This is a genomic window from Streptomyces sp. WMMB 322, assembly GCF_900090145.1.
GTDB lineage: Bacteria > Actinomycetota > Actinomycetes > Streptomycetales > Streptomycetaceae > Streptomyces.
The window spans coordinates 101,380-119,807 of record NZ_FMHI01000012.1; the positions used below are offsets into that span (position 1 = coordinate 101,380).

At 71.7% G+C, this 18,428-nt stretch carries 13 protein-coding genes; all 13 read left to right on the forward strand.

All coding sequences use genetic code 11. The features are described from left to right. The 13 genes from H180DRAFT_RS19310 (at position 1) to H180DRAFT_RS19370 (ending at position 18,414) form a co-directional block, all read left to right on the forward strand. Entirely contained in the window at positions 1–1,308 is a 1,308-nt protein-coding gene (locus H180DRAFT_RS19310) for a dihydroorotase (RefSeq protein ID WP_055487349.1), read from the forward strand. Beyond that, complete coding sequence (locus H180DRAFT_RS19315; protein WP_055487350.1) at positions 1,305–1,928, forward strand: PH-like domain-containing protein; 624 nt, start codon at positions 1,305–1,307, stop codon at positions 1,926–1,928. The genes H180DRAFT_RS19310 and H180DRAFT_RS19315 overlap by 4 nt, the downstream gene beginning before the upstream one ends. Then, on the forward strand, positions 1,928–3,130 hold the full coding sequence (gene carA / locus H180DRAFT_RS19320; protein WP_079100229.1) for a glutamine-hydrolyzing carbamoyl-phosphate synthase small subunit: 1,203 nt from the start codon (positions 1,928–1,930) through the stop codon (positions 3,128–3,130). Before H180DRAFT_RS19315 ends, carA begins: the two co-directional genes overlap by 1 nt. After that, the gene (gene carB / locus H180DRAFT_RS19325; RefSeq protein ID WP_055487351.1) at positions 3,123–6,437 is read left to right on the forward strand and encodes a carbamoyl-phosphate synthase large subunit; all 3,315 of its coding nucleotides are present in this window, start codon (positions 3,123–3,125) and stop codon (positions 6,435–6,437) included. The genes carA and carB overlap by 8 nt, the downstream gene beginning before the upstream one ends. An 86-nt stretch (positions 6,438–6,523) precedes the next feature. Further along, complete coding sequence (locus tag H180DRAFT_RS19330) at positions 6,524–7,654, forward strand: quinone-dependent dihydroorotate dehydrogenase (protein ID WP_055487352.1); 1,131 nt, start codon at positions 6,524–6,526, stop codon at positions 7,652–7,654. After that, positions 7,651–8,556 (forward strand): orotidine-5'-phosphate decarboxylase, encoded by a 906-nt coding sequence (gene pyrF, locus H180DRAFT_RS19335; RefSeq protein WP_079100230.1) that lies wholly within the window; start codon positions 7,651–7,653, stop codon positions 8,554–8,556. The genes H180DRAFT_RS19330 and pyrF overlap by 4 nt, the downstream gene beginning before the upstream one ends. A gap of 403 nt (positions 8,557–8,959) precedes the next feature. Continuing rightward, complete coding sequence (gene mihF / locus H180DRAFT_RS19340; protein WP_028431629.1) at positions 8,960–9,283, forward strand: integration host factor, actinobacterial type; 324 nt, start codon at positions 8,960–8,962, stop codon at positions 9,281–9,283. An 81-nt stretch (positions 9,284–9,364) separates the two neighbouring features. Beyond that, entirely contained in the window at positions 9,365–9,961 is a 597-nt protein-coding gene (gene gmk, locus H180DRAFT_RS19345; RefSeq protein ID WP_055487353.1) for a guanylate kinase, read from the forward strand. Positions 9,962–10,007: 46 nt separating this feature from the next. Next, positions 10,008–10,283 carry a DNA-directed RNA polymerase subunit omega gene (rpoZ, locus tag H180DRAFT_RS19350; RefSeq protein ID WP_055487354.1) on the forward strand — a complete coding sequence of 92 codons (276 nt, stop codon included), beginning with the start codon at positions 10,008–10,010 and terminating at the stop codon, positions 10,281–10,283. Positions 10,284–10,448: 165 nt separating this feature from the next. Further along, on the forward strand, positions 10,449–11,672 hold the full coding sequence (gene coaBC, locus H180DRAFT_RS19355; RefSeq protein WP_055487355.1) for a bifunctional phosphopantothenoylcysteine decarboxylase/phosphopantothenate--cysteine ligase CoaBC: 1,224 nt from the start codon (positions 10,449–10,451) through the stop codon (positions 11,670–11,672). A 291-nt stretch (positions 11,673–11,963) separates the two neighbouring features. Further along, positions 11,964–13,175, forward strand: coding sequence for a methionine adenosyltransferase (metK, locus tag H180DRAFT_RS19360; RefSeq protein WP_055487356.1), 1,212 nt, complete (start codon positions 11,964–11,966; stop codon positions 13,173–13,175). A 192-nt stretch (positions 13,176–13,367) separates the two neighbouring features. Further along, the gene (locus H180DRAFT_RS19365; RefSeq protein WP_079100231.1) at positions 13,368–16,154 is read left to right on the forward strand and encodes a cation-translocating P-type ATPase; all 2,787 of its coding nucleotides are present in this window, start codon (positions 13,368–13,370) and stop codon (positions 16,152–16,154) included. Positions 16,155–16,263: 109 nt separating this feature from the next. Then, positions 16,264–18,414 carry a primosomal protein N' gene (locus H180DRAFT_RS19370; protein WP_055487357.1) on the forward strand — a complete coding sequence of 717 codons (2,151 nt, stop codon included), beginning with the start codon at positions 16,264–16,266 and terminating at the stop codon, positions 18,412–18,414. The last annotated feature ends 14 nt before the right edge of the window (positions 18,415–18,428 follow it).

An 18,428-nucleotide genomic window follows, 5' to 3' on the forward strand; every position in this document is an offset into this window, starting at 1 on the left:
ATGGCAGGCAAGAACAGCACCACCGCCCGCACGCTTCTCCGCGGCGCCCGCGTACTCGGCGGCGAGCCCCAGGACGTCCTGATCGACGGGGAGAAGATCGCGGAGACCGGCAGCGGAATCGACGCCGCGGGTGCGGAGGTGATCGACGCCGGGGGTCGCATTCTGCTGCCGGGCCTCGTCGATCTGCACACACATCTGCGCGAACCGGGCCGCGAGGACTCCGAGACCGTGCACACCGGCACCAGGGCCGCCGCCAAGGGCGGTTACACCGCCGTGCACGCCATGGCCAACACCTTCCCCGTCGCGGATACCGCCGGCGTCGTCGAGCAGGTGTGGCGCCTGGGCCGCGAGTCCGGCTACTGCGACGTGCAGCCCGTCGGCGCGGTCACCGTCGGCCTGGAGGGCAAGAAACTCGCCGAACTGGGAGCCATGCACGACTCCGCGGCGGGCGTGCGGGTCTTCTCCGACGACGGCAAGTGTGTCGACGACGCCGTGATCATGCGGCGGGCGCTGGAGTACGTGAAGGCGTTCGACGGCGTCGTCGCCCAGCACGCGCAGGAGCCGCGGCTCACGGAGGGCGCCCAGATGAACGAGGGCACCGTCTCCGCCGAACTCGGCCTGGGCGGCTGGCCCGCCGTCGCGGAGGAGTCGGTCATCGCGAGGGACGTGCTCCTCGCCGCCCACGTCGGGTCGCGCCTGCACATCTGCCACCTCTCCACGGCCGGCTCGGTCGAACTGGTGCGCTGGGCCAAGTCCAAGGGCTGGCAGGTCACGGCCGAGGTCACCCCGCACCATCTGCTGCTCACCGACGAGCTGGTGCGCTCCTACGACCCCGTCTACAAGGTCAACCCGCCGCTGCGCACCGAGACCGACGTGCGTGCGCTGCGTGAGGCGCTCGCGGACGGCACCATCGACTGCGTCGCCACCGACCACGCCCCCCACCCGCACGAGGACAAGGACTGCGAGTGGGGCGCGGCCGCCATGGGGATGCTCGGCCTGGAGACGGCGCTGTCCGTGCTCCAGCACACGATGGTCGAGACCGGTCTGCTGGACTGGGCGGGCATCGCCGAACGGATGTCGCACCGCCCGGCCGCGATCGGCCGCCTCAGCGGCCAGGGCCGTCCCGTCGCCGCCGGAGAACCCGCGAACCTGCTGCTCATCGACCCGGACTACCGTGGAGCGGTGGACCCCACCGGCTTCGCCTCCCGGAGCCGCAACACCCCCTACGAGGGCCGGGAACTGCCGGGACGTGTGACGCACACCTGGCTGCGGGGACGGGCAACACTCGTCGACGGGAAACTGGCGTGATCGCACAATCTCTCGCTTCGCTGGCCGCCGGGGCGGCGGCCGAACCCAGGTCGCAGGAGGTCACGGACTGGGCGGCCCGCATCGGCTGGGTCGTCGGGCTGGCACTCTTCGTGGCGCTGCTGTACTGGCTGATGCGGCAGGGCTGGAAGTGGCGCGGCACCCTCCAGGGCGACCTGCCGGAGCCCGAGTCCCCACCCGCTCCCGAGGAGGCCGGAGAGACGCTGCTTCATGCGGCCGGCCGCTACCACGGTTCCACCACGGCCGGGCAGTGGCTGGATCGCATCGTCGCTCACGGCCTGGGCACGCGAAGCCGTGCCGAGCTCGCGCTGACGGCGCAGGGCCTCCACGTCGTGCGGCCGGGGGCGCGGGACTTCTTCATCCCGGCCGGGCGGTTGCGCGGCGCCCGCCTCGACAAGGGCATCGCGGGCAAGGTCCTCACCGAAGGGGGCCTGCTGGTGATCACCTGGCAGCTCGGCGACCGCCGCCTCGACTCCGGCTTCCGCTTCGACACCGCCGCCGGGCACAGGGCCTGGGCGGACCGCATCAGCGCAATGGCGTCCGGCGACAGCGGCGTCGCCGGGAGGCACCACACTGCAGTAACCCCGGAGAGGGACACATGATGACGAGCACCGACCGGACGGCCGGGAGTTCCGCCGTACTCGTGCTGGAGGACGGCCGCAGCTTCCGCGGACGCGCGTACGGAGCGGTGGGGGAGACCTTCGGGGAAGCCGTCTTCAACACCGGCATGACCGGATACCAGGAGACGCTGACCGACCCCTCCTACCACCGTCAGGTGGTGGTGATGACCGCCCCGCACATCGGCAACACGGGAGTCAACGACGAGGATCCGGAGTCCGCACGGATCTGGGTCGCCGGCTACGTCGTGCGCGACCCGGCCCGCAGGCCCTCGAACTGGCGCTCAGTGCGCAGCCTCGACGAGGAGCTCGCCGCTCAGGGCGTCGTCGGGATCAGCGGCGTGGACACGCGCGCGCTCACCCGGCATCTGCGTGAGCGCGGCGCGATGCGCGCCGGGATCTTCTCCGGGGACGCGGCCTCGGCGGGTGGGGCGGCACTGCTGGAGCGGGTGCGCTCCGCGCCCGCGATGAAGGGCGCCGACCTGTGCGGCGAAGTGGCCACGCGGGAGCCGTACGTGGTGCCCGCGCACGGCACCAGGCGCTTCACCGTCGCCGCCGTCGACCTCGGCATCAAGGGCATGACGCCGCAGCGGATGGCCGAGCGCGGGATAGAGGTGCACGTGCTGCCGGCCGACGCGAGCGTCGAGGACGTCTACGCGGTCCGCCCGGACGGGGTGTTCTTCTCCAACGGGCCCGGCGACCCCGCCTCGGCCGGACACCCAGTGGCACTGATGCGCGCGGTGCTGGAGCGCGGGACGCCCCTGTTCGGCATCTGCTTCGGCAACCAGATCCTCGGGCGGGCCCTCGGTTTCGGAACCTTCAAGCTCAAGTACGGCCACCGCGGCGTCAACCAGCCCGTGCAGGACCGCATGACCGGCAAGGTCGAAGTGACCGCGCACAACCACGGGTTCGCGGTCGACGCGCCGCTGGACACCGTCAGCGAGACCCCGTACGGACGCGCGGAGGTCTCCCACGTCTGCCTCAACGACGGCGTGGTCGAAGGGCTGCGGCTTCTGGACCGGCCCGCCTTCAGCGTCCAGTACCACCCCGAGGCGGCGGCCGGTCCGCACGACGCCGCTTACCTCTTCGACCGCTTCACCGCCCTCATGAGCGGTGCGGCGGACGGCGGGCACAGCGGAAACGAACAGCACAGCACCAAGGCGCACATGGAGGACCGGCGTGCCTAAGCGCACCGACATCGAGTCCGTTCTGGTGATCGGCTCCGGCCCGATCGTGATCGGCCAGGCGGCCGAGTTCGACTACTCCGGTACGCAGGCCTGCCGGGTGCTGAAGTCGGAGGGTCTGCGGGTGATCCTCGTCAACTCCAACCCGGCGACGATCATGACGGACCCGGAGATCGCGGACGCGACGTACGTCGAGCCGATCACCCCGGAGTTCGTGGAGAAGATCATCGCGAAGGAGCGCCCGGACGCGCTGCTGCCGACGCTCGGCGGCCAGACGGCCCTGAACACGGCGATCTCGCTGCACGAGTCCGGAACCCTGGCCGAGTACGGGGTCGAGCTGATCGGCGCCAACGTCGAGGCCATCAACAAGGGCGAGGACCGGGACCAGTTCAAGGAGGTCGTCGAGGCCGTCCGCGCCCGCACGGGGCACGGGGAATCGGCCCGCTCGTACATCTGCCACTCCATGCAGGACGTCCTCGACGGAGTCGAGGAGCTGGGCGGTTATCCCGTCGTCGTACGGCCCTCGTTCACGATGGGCGGCGCGGGCTCCGGCTTCGCTCACGACGAGGAGGAGCTGCGCCGCATCGCCGGCCAGGGGCTCGCGCTCTCCCCGACGAACGAGGTGCTGCTGGAGGAGTCGATCCTCGGGTGGAAGGAGTACGAACTGGAGCTGATGCGCGACAAGAACGACAACGTCGTGGTCGTCTGCTCCATCGAGAACTTCGACCCGATGGGCGTGCACACCGGTGACTCGATCACCGTCGCGCCCGCGATGACCCTGACCGACCGGGAGTACCAGGTCCTGCGGGACATCGGCATCGCCGTGATCCGCGAAGTGGGCGTCGACACCGGCGGCTGCAACATCCAGTTCGCGGTCGATCCGTCCGACGGCCGCGTCGTCGTGATCGAGATGAACCCGCGGGTCTCCCGCTCCTCCGCCCTCGCATCGAAGGCCACGGGATTCCCCATCGCCAAGATCGCGGCGAAGCTCGCCGTGGGCTACACGCTCGACGAGATCCCCAACGACATCACCGAGCAGACTCCGGCCTCGTTCGAGCCGACGCTCGACTACGTGGTGGTGAAGGTCCCCCGGTTCGCCTTCGAGAAGTTCCCGGCCGCGGACGACGGCCTCACCACCACGATGAAGTCGGTCGGCGAGGCGATGGCCATCGGCCGCAACTTCCCCGAGGCGCTCAACAAGGCGCTGCGCTCGCTGGAGAAGAAGGGCAGCCAGTTCGACTTCACCTCCCCGGTGGGAGAGAAGAGCGCGCTGCTGGAGAAGGCCGCCCGCCCCACCGACGGCCGGGTCAACACCGTCATGGACGCCATCCGTGCCGGGGCCACCCAGGAGGAGGTCTTCGAGGCCACGAAGATCGACCCGTGGTTCACCGACCAGCTCTTCCTGATCCACGAGGTGGCCGAAGCGCTCGCCGCGGCACGGGAGCTGAGCCCCGGACTGCTGGCCGAGGCCAAGCGGTACGGCTTCTCGGACGCGCAGATCGCACAGGTGCGCTCGCTGCGCGAGGACGTGGTGCGCGAGGTGCGGCACGCACTGGGAATCCGCCCCGTGTACAAGACCGTCGACACCTGCGCCGCCGAATTCGCCGCGCGTACGCCGTACTTCTACTCCTCCTACGACGAGGAGAGCGAGGTCGCGCCGCGCGAGAAGCCGGCCGTGATCATCCTCGGTTCCGGGCCGAACCGCATCGGCCAGGGAATCGAGTTCGACTACTCCTGCGTCCACGCCTCCTTCGCCCTGGGCGAGGCGGGCTACGAGACCGTCATGGTCAACTGCAACCCCGAGACCGTCTCCACCGACTACGACACCTCCGACCGGCTCTACTTCGAGCCGCTCACCCTGGAGGACGTACTGGAGATCGTCCACGCCGAGCAGGAGGCCGGGCTGGTCGCGGGCGTCATCGTGCAACTCGGCGGGCAGACGCCGCTCGGCCTGGCCCAGGCGCTGAAGGACGCGGGAGTGCCGATCGTGGGCACGCCGCCCGAGGCGATCAACCTCGCCGAGGAACGCGGCGCGTTCGGCCGGGTCCTGGAGGAGGCCGGGCTTCCCGCGCCCAAGTACGGCACGGCCTACTCCTTCGGGCAGGCCAAGGACATCGCCGCCGGCATCAACTACCCGGTGATGGTGCGTCCTTCGTACGTGCTGGGCGGGCGCGGCATGGAGATCGTCTACGACGAGGAGTCGCTCGCCGCCTACCTGGAGCGGCACGCCGGGCTGATCTCCGAACACCCCGTCCTGATCGACCGGTTCCTCGACGACGCCATCGAGATCGACGTCGACGCGCTCTACGACGGCGAGGAGCTCTACCTCGGCGGGGTCATGGAGCACATCGAGGAGGCCGGCATCCACTCCGGCGACTCCGCCTGCGCCCTGCCGCCCATCACCCTCGGCGGCCACGACATCAAGCGGCTGCGCTCCTCGACGGAGGCCATCGCGCGCGGAGTCGGCGTGCGCGGACTGATCAACATCCAGTTCGCGATGGCCGGCGACATCCTCTACGTCCTGGAAGCCAACCCGCGCGCCTCGCGCACCGTCCCCTTCACCTCGAAGGCGACGGCCGTCCCCCTGGCCAAGGCCGCAGCCCGCATCTCCCTCGGCGCCACCGTGGCGCAGCTGCGGTCCGAGGGCATGCTGCCCGCCGCCGGCGACGGCGGCGACCTGCCGCTGGACGCGCCGATCTCCGTGAAGGAAGCGGTGCTGCCCTGGACGCGCTTCCGCGACGTGCAGGGACGCGGCGTGGACACCGTCCTCGGGCCGGAGATGCGTTCAACCGGCGAAGTGATGGGCATCGACGCCGTCTTCGGCACGTCCTACGCCAAGTCGCAGGCCGCCGCGTACGGTGCTCTGCCCACGAAGGGACGGGCGTTCGTCTCGGTCGCCAACCGCGACAAGCGTTCGCTGATCTTCCCGGCGCGCGAACTGGCCGCAATGGGCTTCGAGCTGATGGCGACCTCCGGCACCGCCGAGGTGCTCAGGCGGAACGGGATCAACGCCACCGTCGTACGCAAGCACAGCCAGGGCCCCGGCCCGGACGGCGAGCCGACGGTCGTCCAGCTCATCCACGACGGCCAGATCGACCTCATCGTCAACACTCCGTGGGGGACCGGCGGCCGCCTCGACGGATACGACATCCGCACCGCCGCAGTCGCCCGCGCCGTACCCTGCCTCACCACCGTCCAGGCACTGGCCGCGGCGGTGCAGGGCATCGAGGCGATGGCCCGCGGCGAGGTGGGTGTCCGCTCGCTCCAGGAGCACGCCGACCACCTCACCGCGGCCCGCCGCTCCGGCTGAACCGTTCCTCCGTCCCGGCCGGAGCTCCCCGACGCCCCGACCGGACCCGACCCCGCTGCCCGTACCCACACCGAAGGCCCGCCCGCATGTACTCCCTGCTGTTCAAGACCGTGTTCGCGCGGATGGACCCCGAAGCGGCCCACCGGACGGCCTTCGGGCTGATCCGTCTCGCCGCGCGCCTGCCGGTGGTGCGCGGCCTGGCCGCCGCCAGGTTCGCGCCCCGCCGCCGGGAGCTGGCCGTGCGGGCTCTGGGGTGCAGCATGCCAGGGCCGTTCGGGCTGGCCGCGGGGTTCGACAAGAACGCCGAGGGCATCGACGGCCTGGCGATGCTCGGCTTCGACCACGTCGAGGTCGGTACGGTCACGGGGCGGGCGCAGCCCGGCAATCCGCGCAAGCGGCTCTTCCGGCTGCCGGCGGACCGGGCCCTGATCAACCGCATGGGCTTCAACAACGACGGCTCGGCCGCGGTCGCCGAGCGGCTCGCCGCCCGTGTGCGCCGCCGCGGCGGCTCCGCGGGACGGACAGCGGTGGTCGGCGTCAACATCGGCAAGACCAAGGCCGTCCCGGAGGAGGAGGCGGCCGGCGACTACGTGACGTCCGCGCGGCGGCTCGCCGCGTACGCCGACTACCTCGTGGTCAACGTCTCCTCGCCCAACACCCCGGGCCTGCGCGCCCTTCAGGCCACCGCGACGCTGCGCCCGCTGCTCGGCGCGGTGCGGGAGGCGGCCGACGAGGCCGTTCCGGACCGCCGCGTGCCGCTGCTGGTCAAGATCGCACCCGATCTCGCCGACGAGGACGTGGACGCCGTGGCCGACCTCGCCGTCGAGCTGGGCCTGGACGGCATCATCGCCACCAACACCACCGTCGCCCGCGAGGGACTGGGCCTGACCGGCGACCCTGCCGTCGTTCAGGAGAGCGGCGGCCTCTCCGGCGCCCCGCTGCGGGAGCGCTCGCTGGAGGTGTTGCGACGCCTGTACGCACGGGTCGGCGACCGGGTCACCCTCGTCGGCGTCGGCGGGGTGACCACGGCCGAGGACGTGTGGCAGCGCATCCTCGCCGGCGCGACGCTCGTGCAGGGGTACAGCGCCTTCGTCTACGAGGGCCCCGGCTGGGCCCGGAAACTGCATGAGGGCCTGGCCGAGCGGCTCGCGGCGAGCCCGTACGAGACGCTCTCCGAAGCCGTCGGAGCCGGAAACAGAAGGGCCGAAGCCGCATGAGCCTCACGAATCCGGGCGCCGCGCGCCCCGGGAACGGCAACCCCCGCGACACCGTCCGCCGCGAACCCTTCGGCACCCGGCTGCGCCGCGCCATGGACACCAGGGGCCCGCTCTGCGTCGGCATCGATCCGCACGCGGCGCTCCTGGCCGACTGGGGACTCGGCGACGACGTCGCCGGACTCGAACGCTTCACCCGCACCGTGGTCGAGGCGCTGGCGGACCGGGTCGCGGTCCTCAAACCGCAGTCGGCGTTCTTCGAACGCTTCGGCTCCCGCGGTGTCGCCGTCCTGGAACGGGCCGTCGCCGAGGCCCGCGAGGCGGGCGCGCTCGTCGTCATGGACGCCAAGCGCGGGGACATCGGGTCGACCATGAGCGCCTACGCGGACGCCTTTCTCGACCCGGCCTCCCCTCTGTTCGCGGACGCGCTGACCGTGAGCCCGTACCTGGGCTTCGGTTCCCTGCGCCCGGCCGTCGACCGTGCCCGCGCGTCCGGCTGCGGCCTCTTCGTGCTGGCTGCGACCTCCAACCCGGAAGGAGCCGAGGTGCAGCAGGCCGTCGTCGCGGACGGACGCAGCGTCGCGGCCGCCGTTCTCGCCCACCTCGCGCGGGAGAACGCGGGGGAGACGCCGCTCGGCTCCTTCGGCGCGGTCGTCGGCGCCACACTCGGGGGTTCGCTCTCCGGCGTGCAGGGCGTCGGCCTCGACATGGGCGGGCCGCTGCTCGCACCGGGGATCGGCGCCCAGGGCGCGACCGCGGCCGACCTGCCACGTGTCTTCGGTGCCGCGGTGGGCAACGTGCTGCCGAGCATCAGCAGAGGGGTGCTCAAGCACGGTCCGTCGGCCCGAGCACTCCGCGAGGCCGCCGCAGCCGAGGCGCGCATGATGGCCGGGGCCCTCGCGTGAAGGCGACCGGTCCCGGGTGAACCCCTCGATCGAACGTGCGTGAACCCGTACGGGGCGGTCGCACGTGAGAGTGCGGACCACCCCCGGGCGCCCCTTCGCGACTCCGCTTGCGGGACTGCCCCGCACCCGCTCCGTACCTGCGGAGATGCCCCGCAGTGACCCCGACGGCCGTACGAAAACGCGCAGTTGGGCAAAAAACTGGAGCGATTTGTCTCGTTATGCACCGATCGACTTGAGTCTGACCAGGACTTTTCCGCAGTTCTCGCTGACTCAGGCGCGCTCGCCCGCTAGTCTCCGTCGGGAGCAGCGTGAACAGGCACGTTGCTCGCTGCTCCGCCTGTGCGGGGCTACGAGGTTCCTCACAGAATCCATTTCCGACAGTTCTAACTGAGGTGACGTAGGCGTGGCTCTTCCGCCCCTTACCCCTGAACAGCGCGCAGCCGCGCTCGAAAAGGCCGCCGCGGCTCGCCGGGAGCGCGCCGAGGTCAAGAACCGGCTGAAGCACTCCGGTGCGACCCTGCACGACGTGATCAAACAGGGCCAGGAGAACGACGTCATCGGCAAGATGAAGGTCAGCGCTCTCCTGGAGAGTCTGCCGGGCGTCGGCAAGGTCCGCGCCAAGCAGATCATGGAGCGTCTCGGGATCTCCGAGAGCCGCCGGGTGCGTGGCCTCGGCTCCAACCAGATCGCCGCCCTGGAGCGGGAGTTCGGCGGCGCATCCGCCTGACCCCGCCCCGTGAGGCACCGTGGGTTCCGGCCCGCGGTGCCGTGGTGGCAAGGCACCGCCGAGAACCGGGATAATCGCTGCATGAGTTCAGCAGCTCCCCGGGGGGCCACCCCCGAACCTCCCGCCGGCACGCCGCGGCTGACCGTGCTCTCCGGCCCTTCGGGCGTCGGCAAGAGCACGGTCGTCGCGCATCTGCGCAAGGTCCATCCCGAGGTCTGGCTGTCCGTCTCCGCGACCACGCGCAGACCGCGCCCCGGCGAGGTGCACGGTGTGCAGTACTTCTTCGTGAGCGACGACGAGTTCGGCAAGCTGGTCGCCAACGGTGAACTGCTGGAGTGGGCCGAATTCGCCGGCAACCGGTACGGGACGCCGCGGGGGCCCGTACTGGAGCACCTGGAGCGCGGTGAGCCCGTGCTGCTGGAGATCGATCTGCAAGGGGCACGCCTGGTGAAGCAGGCGATGCCCTCCGCCCGGCTCGTCTTCCTCGCACCCCCCAGCTGGGACGAGCTGGTGCGCCGCCTGACCGGCCGCGGCACCGAGGCTCCTGAGGTGATCGAGCGCCGTCTTGCGGTGGCCCGCACGGAGCTGGCGGCTGAAGAAGAGTTCGACACCACTCTTGTCAATACCTCGGTCGAGGACGTCAGCGCCGAGCTGCTAGCCTTGATGCGGATCGCTTGATTCTTGATCTGTTTACGACCTCCACACACCCTCCGGAAGGCAGAGCGTGTCCTCTTCCATCTCCACGCCCGAGGGCATCATCAACCCGCCGATTGATGAGCTGCTCGAAGCCACCGACTCGAAGTACAGCCTGGTGATCTACGCGGCCAAGCGCGCCCGTCAGATCAATGCGTACTACTCGCAGCTCGGTGAGGGCCTGCTCGAGTACGTGGGCCCCCTGGTGGACACCCACGTCCACGAGAAGCCGCTCTCGATCGCTCTCCGCGAGATCAACGCGGGCCTGCTGACCTCCGAGGCCGTCGACATGCCGGTCACGCAGTAGCACTTCGCCCGTCCGCGATGCGCAGGCAGTCGGCGGACACGGCTTGTCGCAGGAGCCCGGCAGCGCGGCTGCCGGGCTCTTGGTGTGTCATGGCGAGTGAGCGGAAACGCTGAGCACCGACAGGCCCGCGCCGAGCGACGGGCGCCGCATGGGGAGAGGCGAACGATGGAGCAGCGCCAGCAGGACAGGCCCAGGGTCGTCCTGGGAGTCACCGGCGGCATCGCCGCCTACAAGGCGTGCGAACTGCTGCGGCGCCTGACCGAGAGCGGTCACGACGCACGGGTCGTGCCGACGGAGTCTGCGCTGCACTTCGTGGGCGCCGCCACCTTCGCGGCTCTGTCCGGCAAGCCGGTGGCCACCGACGTGTGGGAGTCGGTGCACGAAGTCCCCCACGTACGGATCGGCCAGGAGGCCGACCTCGTGGTGGTCGCCCCGGCCACCGCCGACATCGTCGCCAAGGCCGCGCACGGCCTCGCGGACGATCTGCTCACCAACACCCTTCTCACCGCGCGATGTCCGGTGATCTTCGCCCCTGCCATGCACACGGAGATGTGGGAGCACCCTGCCACTCAGGAGAACGTCGCCACGCTGCGCCGCCGGGGCTCGCTCGTCGTCGAGCCGGCCGTGGGGCGGCTGACCGGCACCGACACCGGCAAGGGGCGCTTCCCGGATCCCGAGAGGGTATTCGAGTTGTGCCGCCGCGTGCTCACCCGGGGCAGCGCCGAGGTGCCGGCCGACCTGGCCGGGCGCCACGTGGTGATCAGCGCGGGCGGTACGCGCGAACCGCTCGACCCCGTACGGTTCCTGGGCAACCGCTCGTCGGGGAAGCAGGGTTACGCGCTGGCCCGTACGGCAGCCGCCCGCGGCGCACGCGTCACGCTGGTCGCGGCGAACACCGCGCTCCCCGACCCGGCCGGCGTGGACGTGGTCCCCGTCGAGACGGCCGCCCAGCTGCGCGAGGCGGTCGTGAAGGCCGCCGGCGACGCCGACGCCGTCGTGATGGCGGCCGCCGTGGCGGACTTCCGGCCCGCTGTCTACGCGGCCGGCAAGATCAAGAAGCAGGGCGGCGCCGAGCCGGAACCGGTCGCCCTCGTGCAGAACCCGGACATCCTCGCCGAACTGTCCACGGACCGTCCGCGCGCGGGCCAGATCGTCGTGGGCTTCGCCGCCGAGACGGAGGACGCCCTCGCCAACGGCCGGACCAAGCTCGCACGCAAACGGTGCGACCTCCTCGTCGTCAACGAGGTGGGGGAGCACAGGACTTTCGGGGCCGAGGACAACGAGGCCGTGGTGCTCGGTGCCGACGGCAGCGAGACCCCCGTTCCGTACGGCCCCAAAGAGGTGCTGTCCGACACGGTTTGGGACCTGGTCGCACTGCGTTTTCCCTGACCCGGACGGTGGCCGGGCGGCAGTGCGGAACCAACGGTTCCGTGCGGTCCGGCTTGTGTGGTATGTCACGAGGTGGCCGCTGTTCCGGCGTCGCGTCAAGAGGGCCTCGGCGGCGATCCGGGACAGGGTTGCGCAGGTCACCGTGGTATCGAAGTTCGAGACGACGTGATTGGATGCGGCCGTAGATGGATAAACTGGCGGCGGACCGTGCTTGGGCTCTTGCCCCTGTGCACAGCCCCCGGCCGGTCCGCCCATGAATAGCCAGCAGCCGCTGCAACCCCAGGGAGCGATGTGTCCCGCCGTCTGTTCACCTCGGAATCCGTGACCGAGGGTCACCCTGACAAGATTGCTGACCAGATCAGCGACACCATCCTCGACGCGCTGCTCAAGGAGGACCCGCACTCGCGGGTCGCCGTCGAGACTCTGATCACCACCGGCCTGGTGCACGTTGCGGGTGAGGTGACGACCAAGGCCTATGCCCCGATCTCTTCGCTGGTGCGCAACAAGATCCTCGACATCGGCTACGACTCCTCGAAGAAGGGTTTCGACGGTGCCTCCTGCGGCGTCTCGGAATCCATCGGCGCGCAGTCCCCGGACATCGCCCAGGGCGTCGACACCGCCTACGAGAACCGTGTCGAGGGCGACGAGGACGAGCTCGACAAGCAGGGCGCCGGCGACCAGGGCCTGATGTTCGGCTACGCCTGCGACGAGACCGCCGAGTACATGCCGCTGCCGGTGCAGCTGGCGCACCGGCTCTCCGAGCGCCTCTCCGACGTCCGGAAGAACGGCACGATCCCCTACCTGCGCCCCGACGGCAAGACGCAGGTCACCATCGAGTACGAGGGCGACAAGGCCGTCCGTCTCGACACCGTCGTGGTCTCCTCGCAGCACGCCGCGGACATCGACCTCGACTCGCTGCTCGCCCCGGACATCCGCGAGTACGTCGTGGAGCCGGAGCTCAAGCGCCTCGTCGACGAGGACGGCGTGAAGCTCGACACCAGCGGGTACCGGCTGCTGGTCAACCCCACCGGCCGCTTCGAGATCGGCGGCCCGATGGGCGACGCCGGCCTGACCGGCCGCAAGATCATCGTCGACACCTACGGCGGCATGGCCCGCCACGGCGGCGGCGCCTTCTCCGGCAAGGACCCCTCCAAGGTCGACCGGTCGGCCGCGTACGCGATGCGCTGGGTCGCCAAGAACGTCGTGGCGGCCGAACTGGCCACCCGCTGCGAGGTCCAGGTCGCCTACGCGATCGGCAAGGCCGAGCCGGTGGGCGTCTTCGTCGAGACCTTCGGCACCGCGGCCGTCGACGTGGAGAAGATCGAGCAGGCGATCGGCGAGGTCTTCGACCTCCGCCCGGCCGCGATCATCCGCGACCTGGACCTGCTGCGTCCGATCTACGCCCAGACCGCGGCCTACGGCCACTTCGGCCGTGAACTCCCGGACTTCACCTGGGAGCGCACCGACCGCGTGGACGCGCTGCGCAAGGCCGCCGGTCTGTAACCCACAGCTCGCGCACCCGCGCACGGACTCACGGGCCCGGCCGCCCTTCACGGGGTGGCCGGGCCTCGTCGTGTCCGCAGCCGCCCGGCGGGCCGTCCCCGGTCCTCAGCCGACCCGGTGACGGCGTGGACGGCCTCACCTGACCAGCGCCGAGTGCCGGGTTGTTCACTTTTCGGCCGATACCCTCGTGCGGTGAAAAGTCGGCACGAGACCTGGCTGCGCCCACCGGGAGTGGACCCTGAAGAGGCGGCGGAGCTGCTGCTGCGCGATCTGCACAGCTCCCGGCGAGGGCTCTCGAGTGCCGAGGCCCGGCGGCGGCTGCATCAGTACGGGCCCAACGAGCTGCGACGTGCCCGCGGCCGGCGGTGGCCGGTTCAGCTGGCCCGCCAGCTCACCCACCCGCTGGCCCTGCTGCTGTGGCTGGCGGCCGCGCTGCTGCTGGCCGTGGGCTCCAAGGTGGTGGCCGCGGCGGTCGTGCTGATCATCCTGCTGAACGCCGCCTTCGCCTTCGTGCAGGAGTTGCAGGCCCAACGGGCGGTGGAGGCGCTCTCCCGGTACCTGCCGCAGCGCGCCAAGGTCCAGCGCGACGGCGAGCGGGTGGAGGTCGACGCGGTCGAACTGGTGCCGGGCGACATCGTCGTGATCGAGGAGGGCGACCGCATCGCGGCGGATGTGCGGCTGCTGGCGGGCGCGATCGAGACGGACATGTCGGCGCTGACGGGCGAGTCCGTCCCAGAGCTGCGCTCGGCCGCCCTCATGGACACGCAAGTGCCCGTGATGCAGGCTCACGATCTGGTCCTCAGCGGCGCCAACTGCACCGGGGGCGAAGCTCACGGAGTCGTGTTCGCCACCGGGATGACGACCGAACTGGGCCGTATCGCGGCGCTCTCCCAGCGCGTCAAGCAGGAAACGAGTCCGCTGGAGCGCCAGGTCCGGCGGGTGGCGTGGCTGATCGCGGCGGTCTCGGTGGTGCTGGCGCTGGCATTCGTGCCCCTCGCGGTCTTCGGGGCGCACCTGTCGCTGACCAACTCCGTGATCTTCGCTGCGGGACTGCTGGCGGGCATGGTCCCCGAGGGACTGCTGCCCGTGATCACGCTCGCCCTGGCGCTCGCCGTGCGGGCGCTGGCCGCCCGTGGTGCGCTGGTCAAACGGCTCAGCGCGGTGGAGACGCTCGGCTCGACGGACGTCATCTGCACCGACAAGACGGGCACGCTCACCGAGAACCGCATGCGTCCCGTGGCCGTGTGGACGCCGGCGGGACTCACGGGCCTGGAGCCGGAGCCCGGCGCGGGCGAGAGCCCCCGCCGGGACGGACCGGACCTCCGCGCCGCTGCCCGCATCGCCGCCGCCTGCAACAACGCCGACATCCGGCAGGACGACGAGCCCAGCGGCGACCCCACCGAGGTGGCCCTGCTGCTCGGGGCACAGGCACTGGGCGCCGACACGGACGCGGGCCGGCGGGAGGCCGCCCGCCGGTGGCAGTTCCACTTCGACCCCGAACTGAAGCTGATGTCGACCCTCGACCAGTGCGACGGCGACATCGTGGTGCACACCAAGGGCGCTCCCGAAGCGGTTCTGCCACGCTGCACGTCGATGCTGGACGAGCGCGGCACCCCCACCGCGCTGGACGACGACGGCCGCAGCCGCATCACCGTGCAGGCCGACGCCTTCGCCTCGGACGGGCTGCGCGTGCTGGCCCTGGCCCGACGCACCCTGCCGGCCGGGCGCCCGGCCCCGCACCGGCGGGAGGAGGCCGAGTACGACCTGTGCTTCGTCGCCCTCATGGCCCTGCTGGACCCGCCGCGAGCCGAGGTGGCCGACGCCGTCGCCGCATGCCGTACGGCCGGGATCCGCATCATCGTCATCACCGGCGACCACCCCCTGACCGCTGCGGCGATCGCCCGCCGGGTGGGTATCACCGGCGACCGTCCCCGCGTGGTGACCGGTGAAGAACTGGACCGCCTGCACGAGCACCGGATCGCCGAACTGACGAGCAGCGAACCGGAGATCATCTTCGCCAGGGCCTCGCCGGAGGCGAAGCTGCACATCGCCGACGCGCTGCAGAGCCAGGGTCACGTGGTGGCCATGACGGGCGACGGGGTCAACGACGCCCCCGCGCTGCACCGGGCGGACATCGGCGTGGCGATGGGACGCTCCGGGACCGACGTGGCGCGTGAAGCGTCCACGATGGTCCTCACGGACGACAACTTCGCCTCGATCGTGGAGGCGGTGCGGGACGGACGCCGCATCTACGACAACGTCCGGAAGTTCATCGTCTACATCTTCACCCACTCCACTCCCGACGTGGTCCCGTTCCTGGTCTACGCCCTCGCCGGGGGACTCGTGCCGCTGCCACTGACGATCCTGCAGCTGCTCGCCTTCGACGTCGGGACCGAGACCCTGCCGGCACTGGCGCTCAGCCGGGAGAAGGCCGAACCCGGTCTCATGCGGCGTCCCCCGCGTCCCCGCTCCGAAGGAGTCATCCGCACCCCCATGCTGCTGCGGGCCTGGCTCTTCCTCGGGGTGCTGGTGGCCGCCCTCCAGATGGCGGGCTTCTTCTACGTCCTCGTGGAGGCCGGGTGGCATCCCGGCGATCCCACGGGCCCCGGCACGCCCCTGCACCACGCCTACCAGCAGGCCACCACCATGACGCTGCTCGGGATGATCGCCGGTCAGGTCGGCACCGCGTTCGCCGTCCGGACCCAGCACGCCTCGCTGCGCTCCGTCGGCGTGCTGTCCAACCGGCCGCTCCTGGCCGGCATCGCGGGCGCACTCCTGCTCGCCGCGGTCTTCGTCTACGCGCCTCCCTTCCAGGCTCTGCTGGGGACGGCCGCGCTCCCCCCGAGCACCCTTCTGCTCCTGCTGCCCTACCCGTTCGTCGTGTGGGGAGCGGACGAACTGCGGCGGTACCTGATCCGTCGGCGCGAACGGACACGCGGCCGGAGGGCTCCGGCCGGCGGCGGCGCCCGGCCGGAGTGAACTCCGGCGAAACACGATCGCACGCAGCAGGAGGACTCCCGGCCGGCCTGCCCGGCTCCCGCGCCCGCGGCCCCCTCGCTGTCCGAGCCGTCTGCTATGACTGAACGCTGTGAGCAGCGACAACGAGCAGGGGGAGCCCTCCGGTGAGGCGCCGGAGCAGCTTGCCCTGCTGCGGGAGACCGTGCGCAGGCGCAAGTCTCCGAAGGCGAAACCGCGCACATGGCGTGGTGCGGAGCTCGCCTCGGAGCTGCCCGTGGCGCGTGTGCTGGTCGACAAGGGCCTGGTGCACCTCGACCGCTACTTCGACTACGCGGTGCCCGCCGCCATGGACGAAGAGGCTCAGCCCGGTGTGCGGGTGCGGGTGCGCTTCGGCGCCGGCGAGAAGGAGGGCCGGCGCGAGGGCGGCAGGCTGATCAACGGTTTCGTCGTGGAGCGGGTGGCCCGCAGCGACTACCCGGGCGCCCTCGCTCCCATCGCGCAGGTGCTCTCGCCGGAGCGTGTGCTCACGCCCCAGCTGCTGCGGCTGTGCCGCGCCGTCGCGGACAGGTACGCGGGATCGCTCGCGGACGTCGTGCAGTTGGCGGTGCCGCCACGCATGGCGCGGGCGGAGAAGCGGCCCTCCCCGGAGCCGCAGCCGCCGCCGGAGCCGCCCGCACCGGGGAGCTGGGAGCGGTACGCGGAGGGCCCCGCATTTCTGGGCGCCCTGGCCGGCGGAGGGAACCCCCGCGCCGTCTGGACGGCGCTGCCCGGTCCGCACTGGCCCGGCGAACTGGCGCGTGCGGTCGGGTCCGCGCTCGCTTCCGGGCGGGGTGCCCTTGCGGTGCTGCCCGACGGACGCGCGGCGCAGCGGGTCGATGCCGCGCTGACCTCGCTGCTCGGCGAGGGGCAGCACGTGCTGCTGACCGCCGGGGCCGGCCCCGAGGAGCGCTACACGCGCTGGCTGGCGGTCAAGAGAGGATCGGTACGTGCCGTGGTGGGGACCCGGGCGGCGATGTTCGCGCCCGTGGCAGATCTGGGCCTGGCCGTCCTGTGGGACGACGGGGACGCGGCCCACAGCGACGACCACGCACCCCAGCCGCACGCGCGTGAAGTGCTGCTCCAGCGCGCCGTCACGGAGGACGCGGCCTTCCTGCTCGGCGGGCACAGCTGCACCGTGGAGGCGGCGCAGATCGTCGAGTCCGGGTGGGCGAGGCCCGTCGAGGCCGACCGGGAGACCCTGCGCAGGACGGCGCCGCTGATCCGCACGGTCGGCGAGTTCGACGAGGCACGCGACGCCGCGGCGCGCACGGCACGGCTGCCGAGCCTCGCCTGGAACACGGCCCGCAAAGCGCTGGAACGGGGCCCCGTGCTGGTGCAGGTGCCCCGGCGCGGCTACGTACCCGGCCTGGCGTGCGAACAGTGCCGCGCTCCCGCACGGTGTGCCCACTGCGCGGGCCCGCTCGAGGCGCTGGAGGAAGGCGCCGTGCTGCGCTGCGGGTGGTGCGCCCGCGAGGCACCCGACTGGCACTGTGCCCAGTGCGGCGGCACACGGGTGCGCGGCCGGGTCTTCGGGGCGCGGCGCACGGCCGAGGAGCTGGGGCGGGCCTTTCCGTCGGTGCCGGTGCGTACGTCGGGGCGTGACCATGTGCTGGACAGCGTTCCCGGCGCCCCGGCGATCGTCGTCTCCACGCCGGGCGCGGAACCCGTCGCGGAGGGCCCCGGTTATGCGGCGGCGCTGTTGCTGGACGGCTGGGCGCTGCTGGGCCGCCCCGATCTGCGGGCCGGGGAGGAGGCGCTGCGCAGATGGCTCTCGGCCGCCGCGCTCGTACGGCCCGGGGGCGAGGGTGAGGAGGTGGAGGGCACGGTGCTGGTCGTGGCCGAGCCCGCTCTGCGTCCGGTTCAGGCTCTCGTGCGCTGGGACCCGGCGGGCTTCGCGGTGCGTGAGCTCGCGGACCGCGCGGAGCTCGGCTTCCCTCCGGTCGCGAGGATGGCGTCGGTGAGCGGAAGGGCCGAGGCCGTGGACGGGCTGCTTTCCCAGGCCCGGCTGCCCGGGGACGCCGAGGTCCTCGGCCCGGTGCCGGTCCCCGTGATCGAGCCGGGCCGGCCGCGCCGCCCCGGGGATCCGCCGGCGGGGGAGGAGTGGGTACGTGCGCTGGTGCGGGTGCCCCAGGGCTCGGGTGCGGCGATGGCGTCGGCGCTGAAGACGGCGCATGTGGCGCGGCTGACGCGGCGCGAGGGGACGCCGGTGTGGATCCGCGTGGACCCGCTGGACATCGGCTGAGCCGCCGCCCCGCC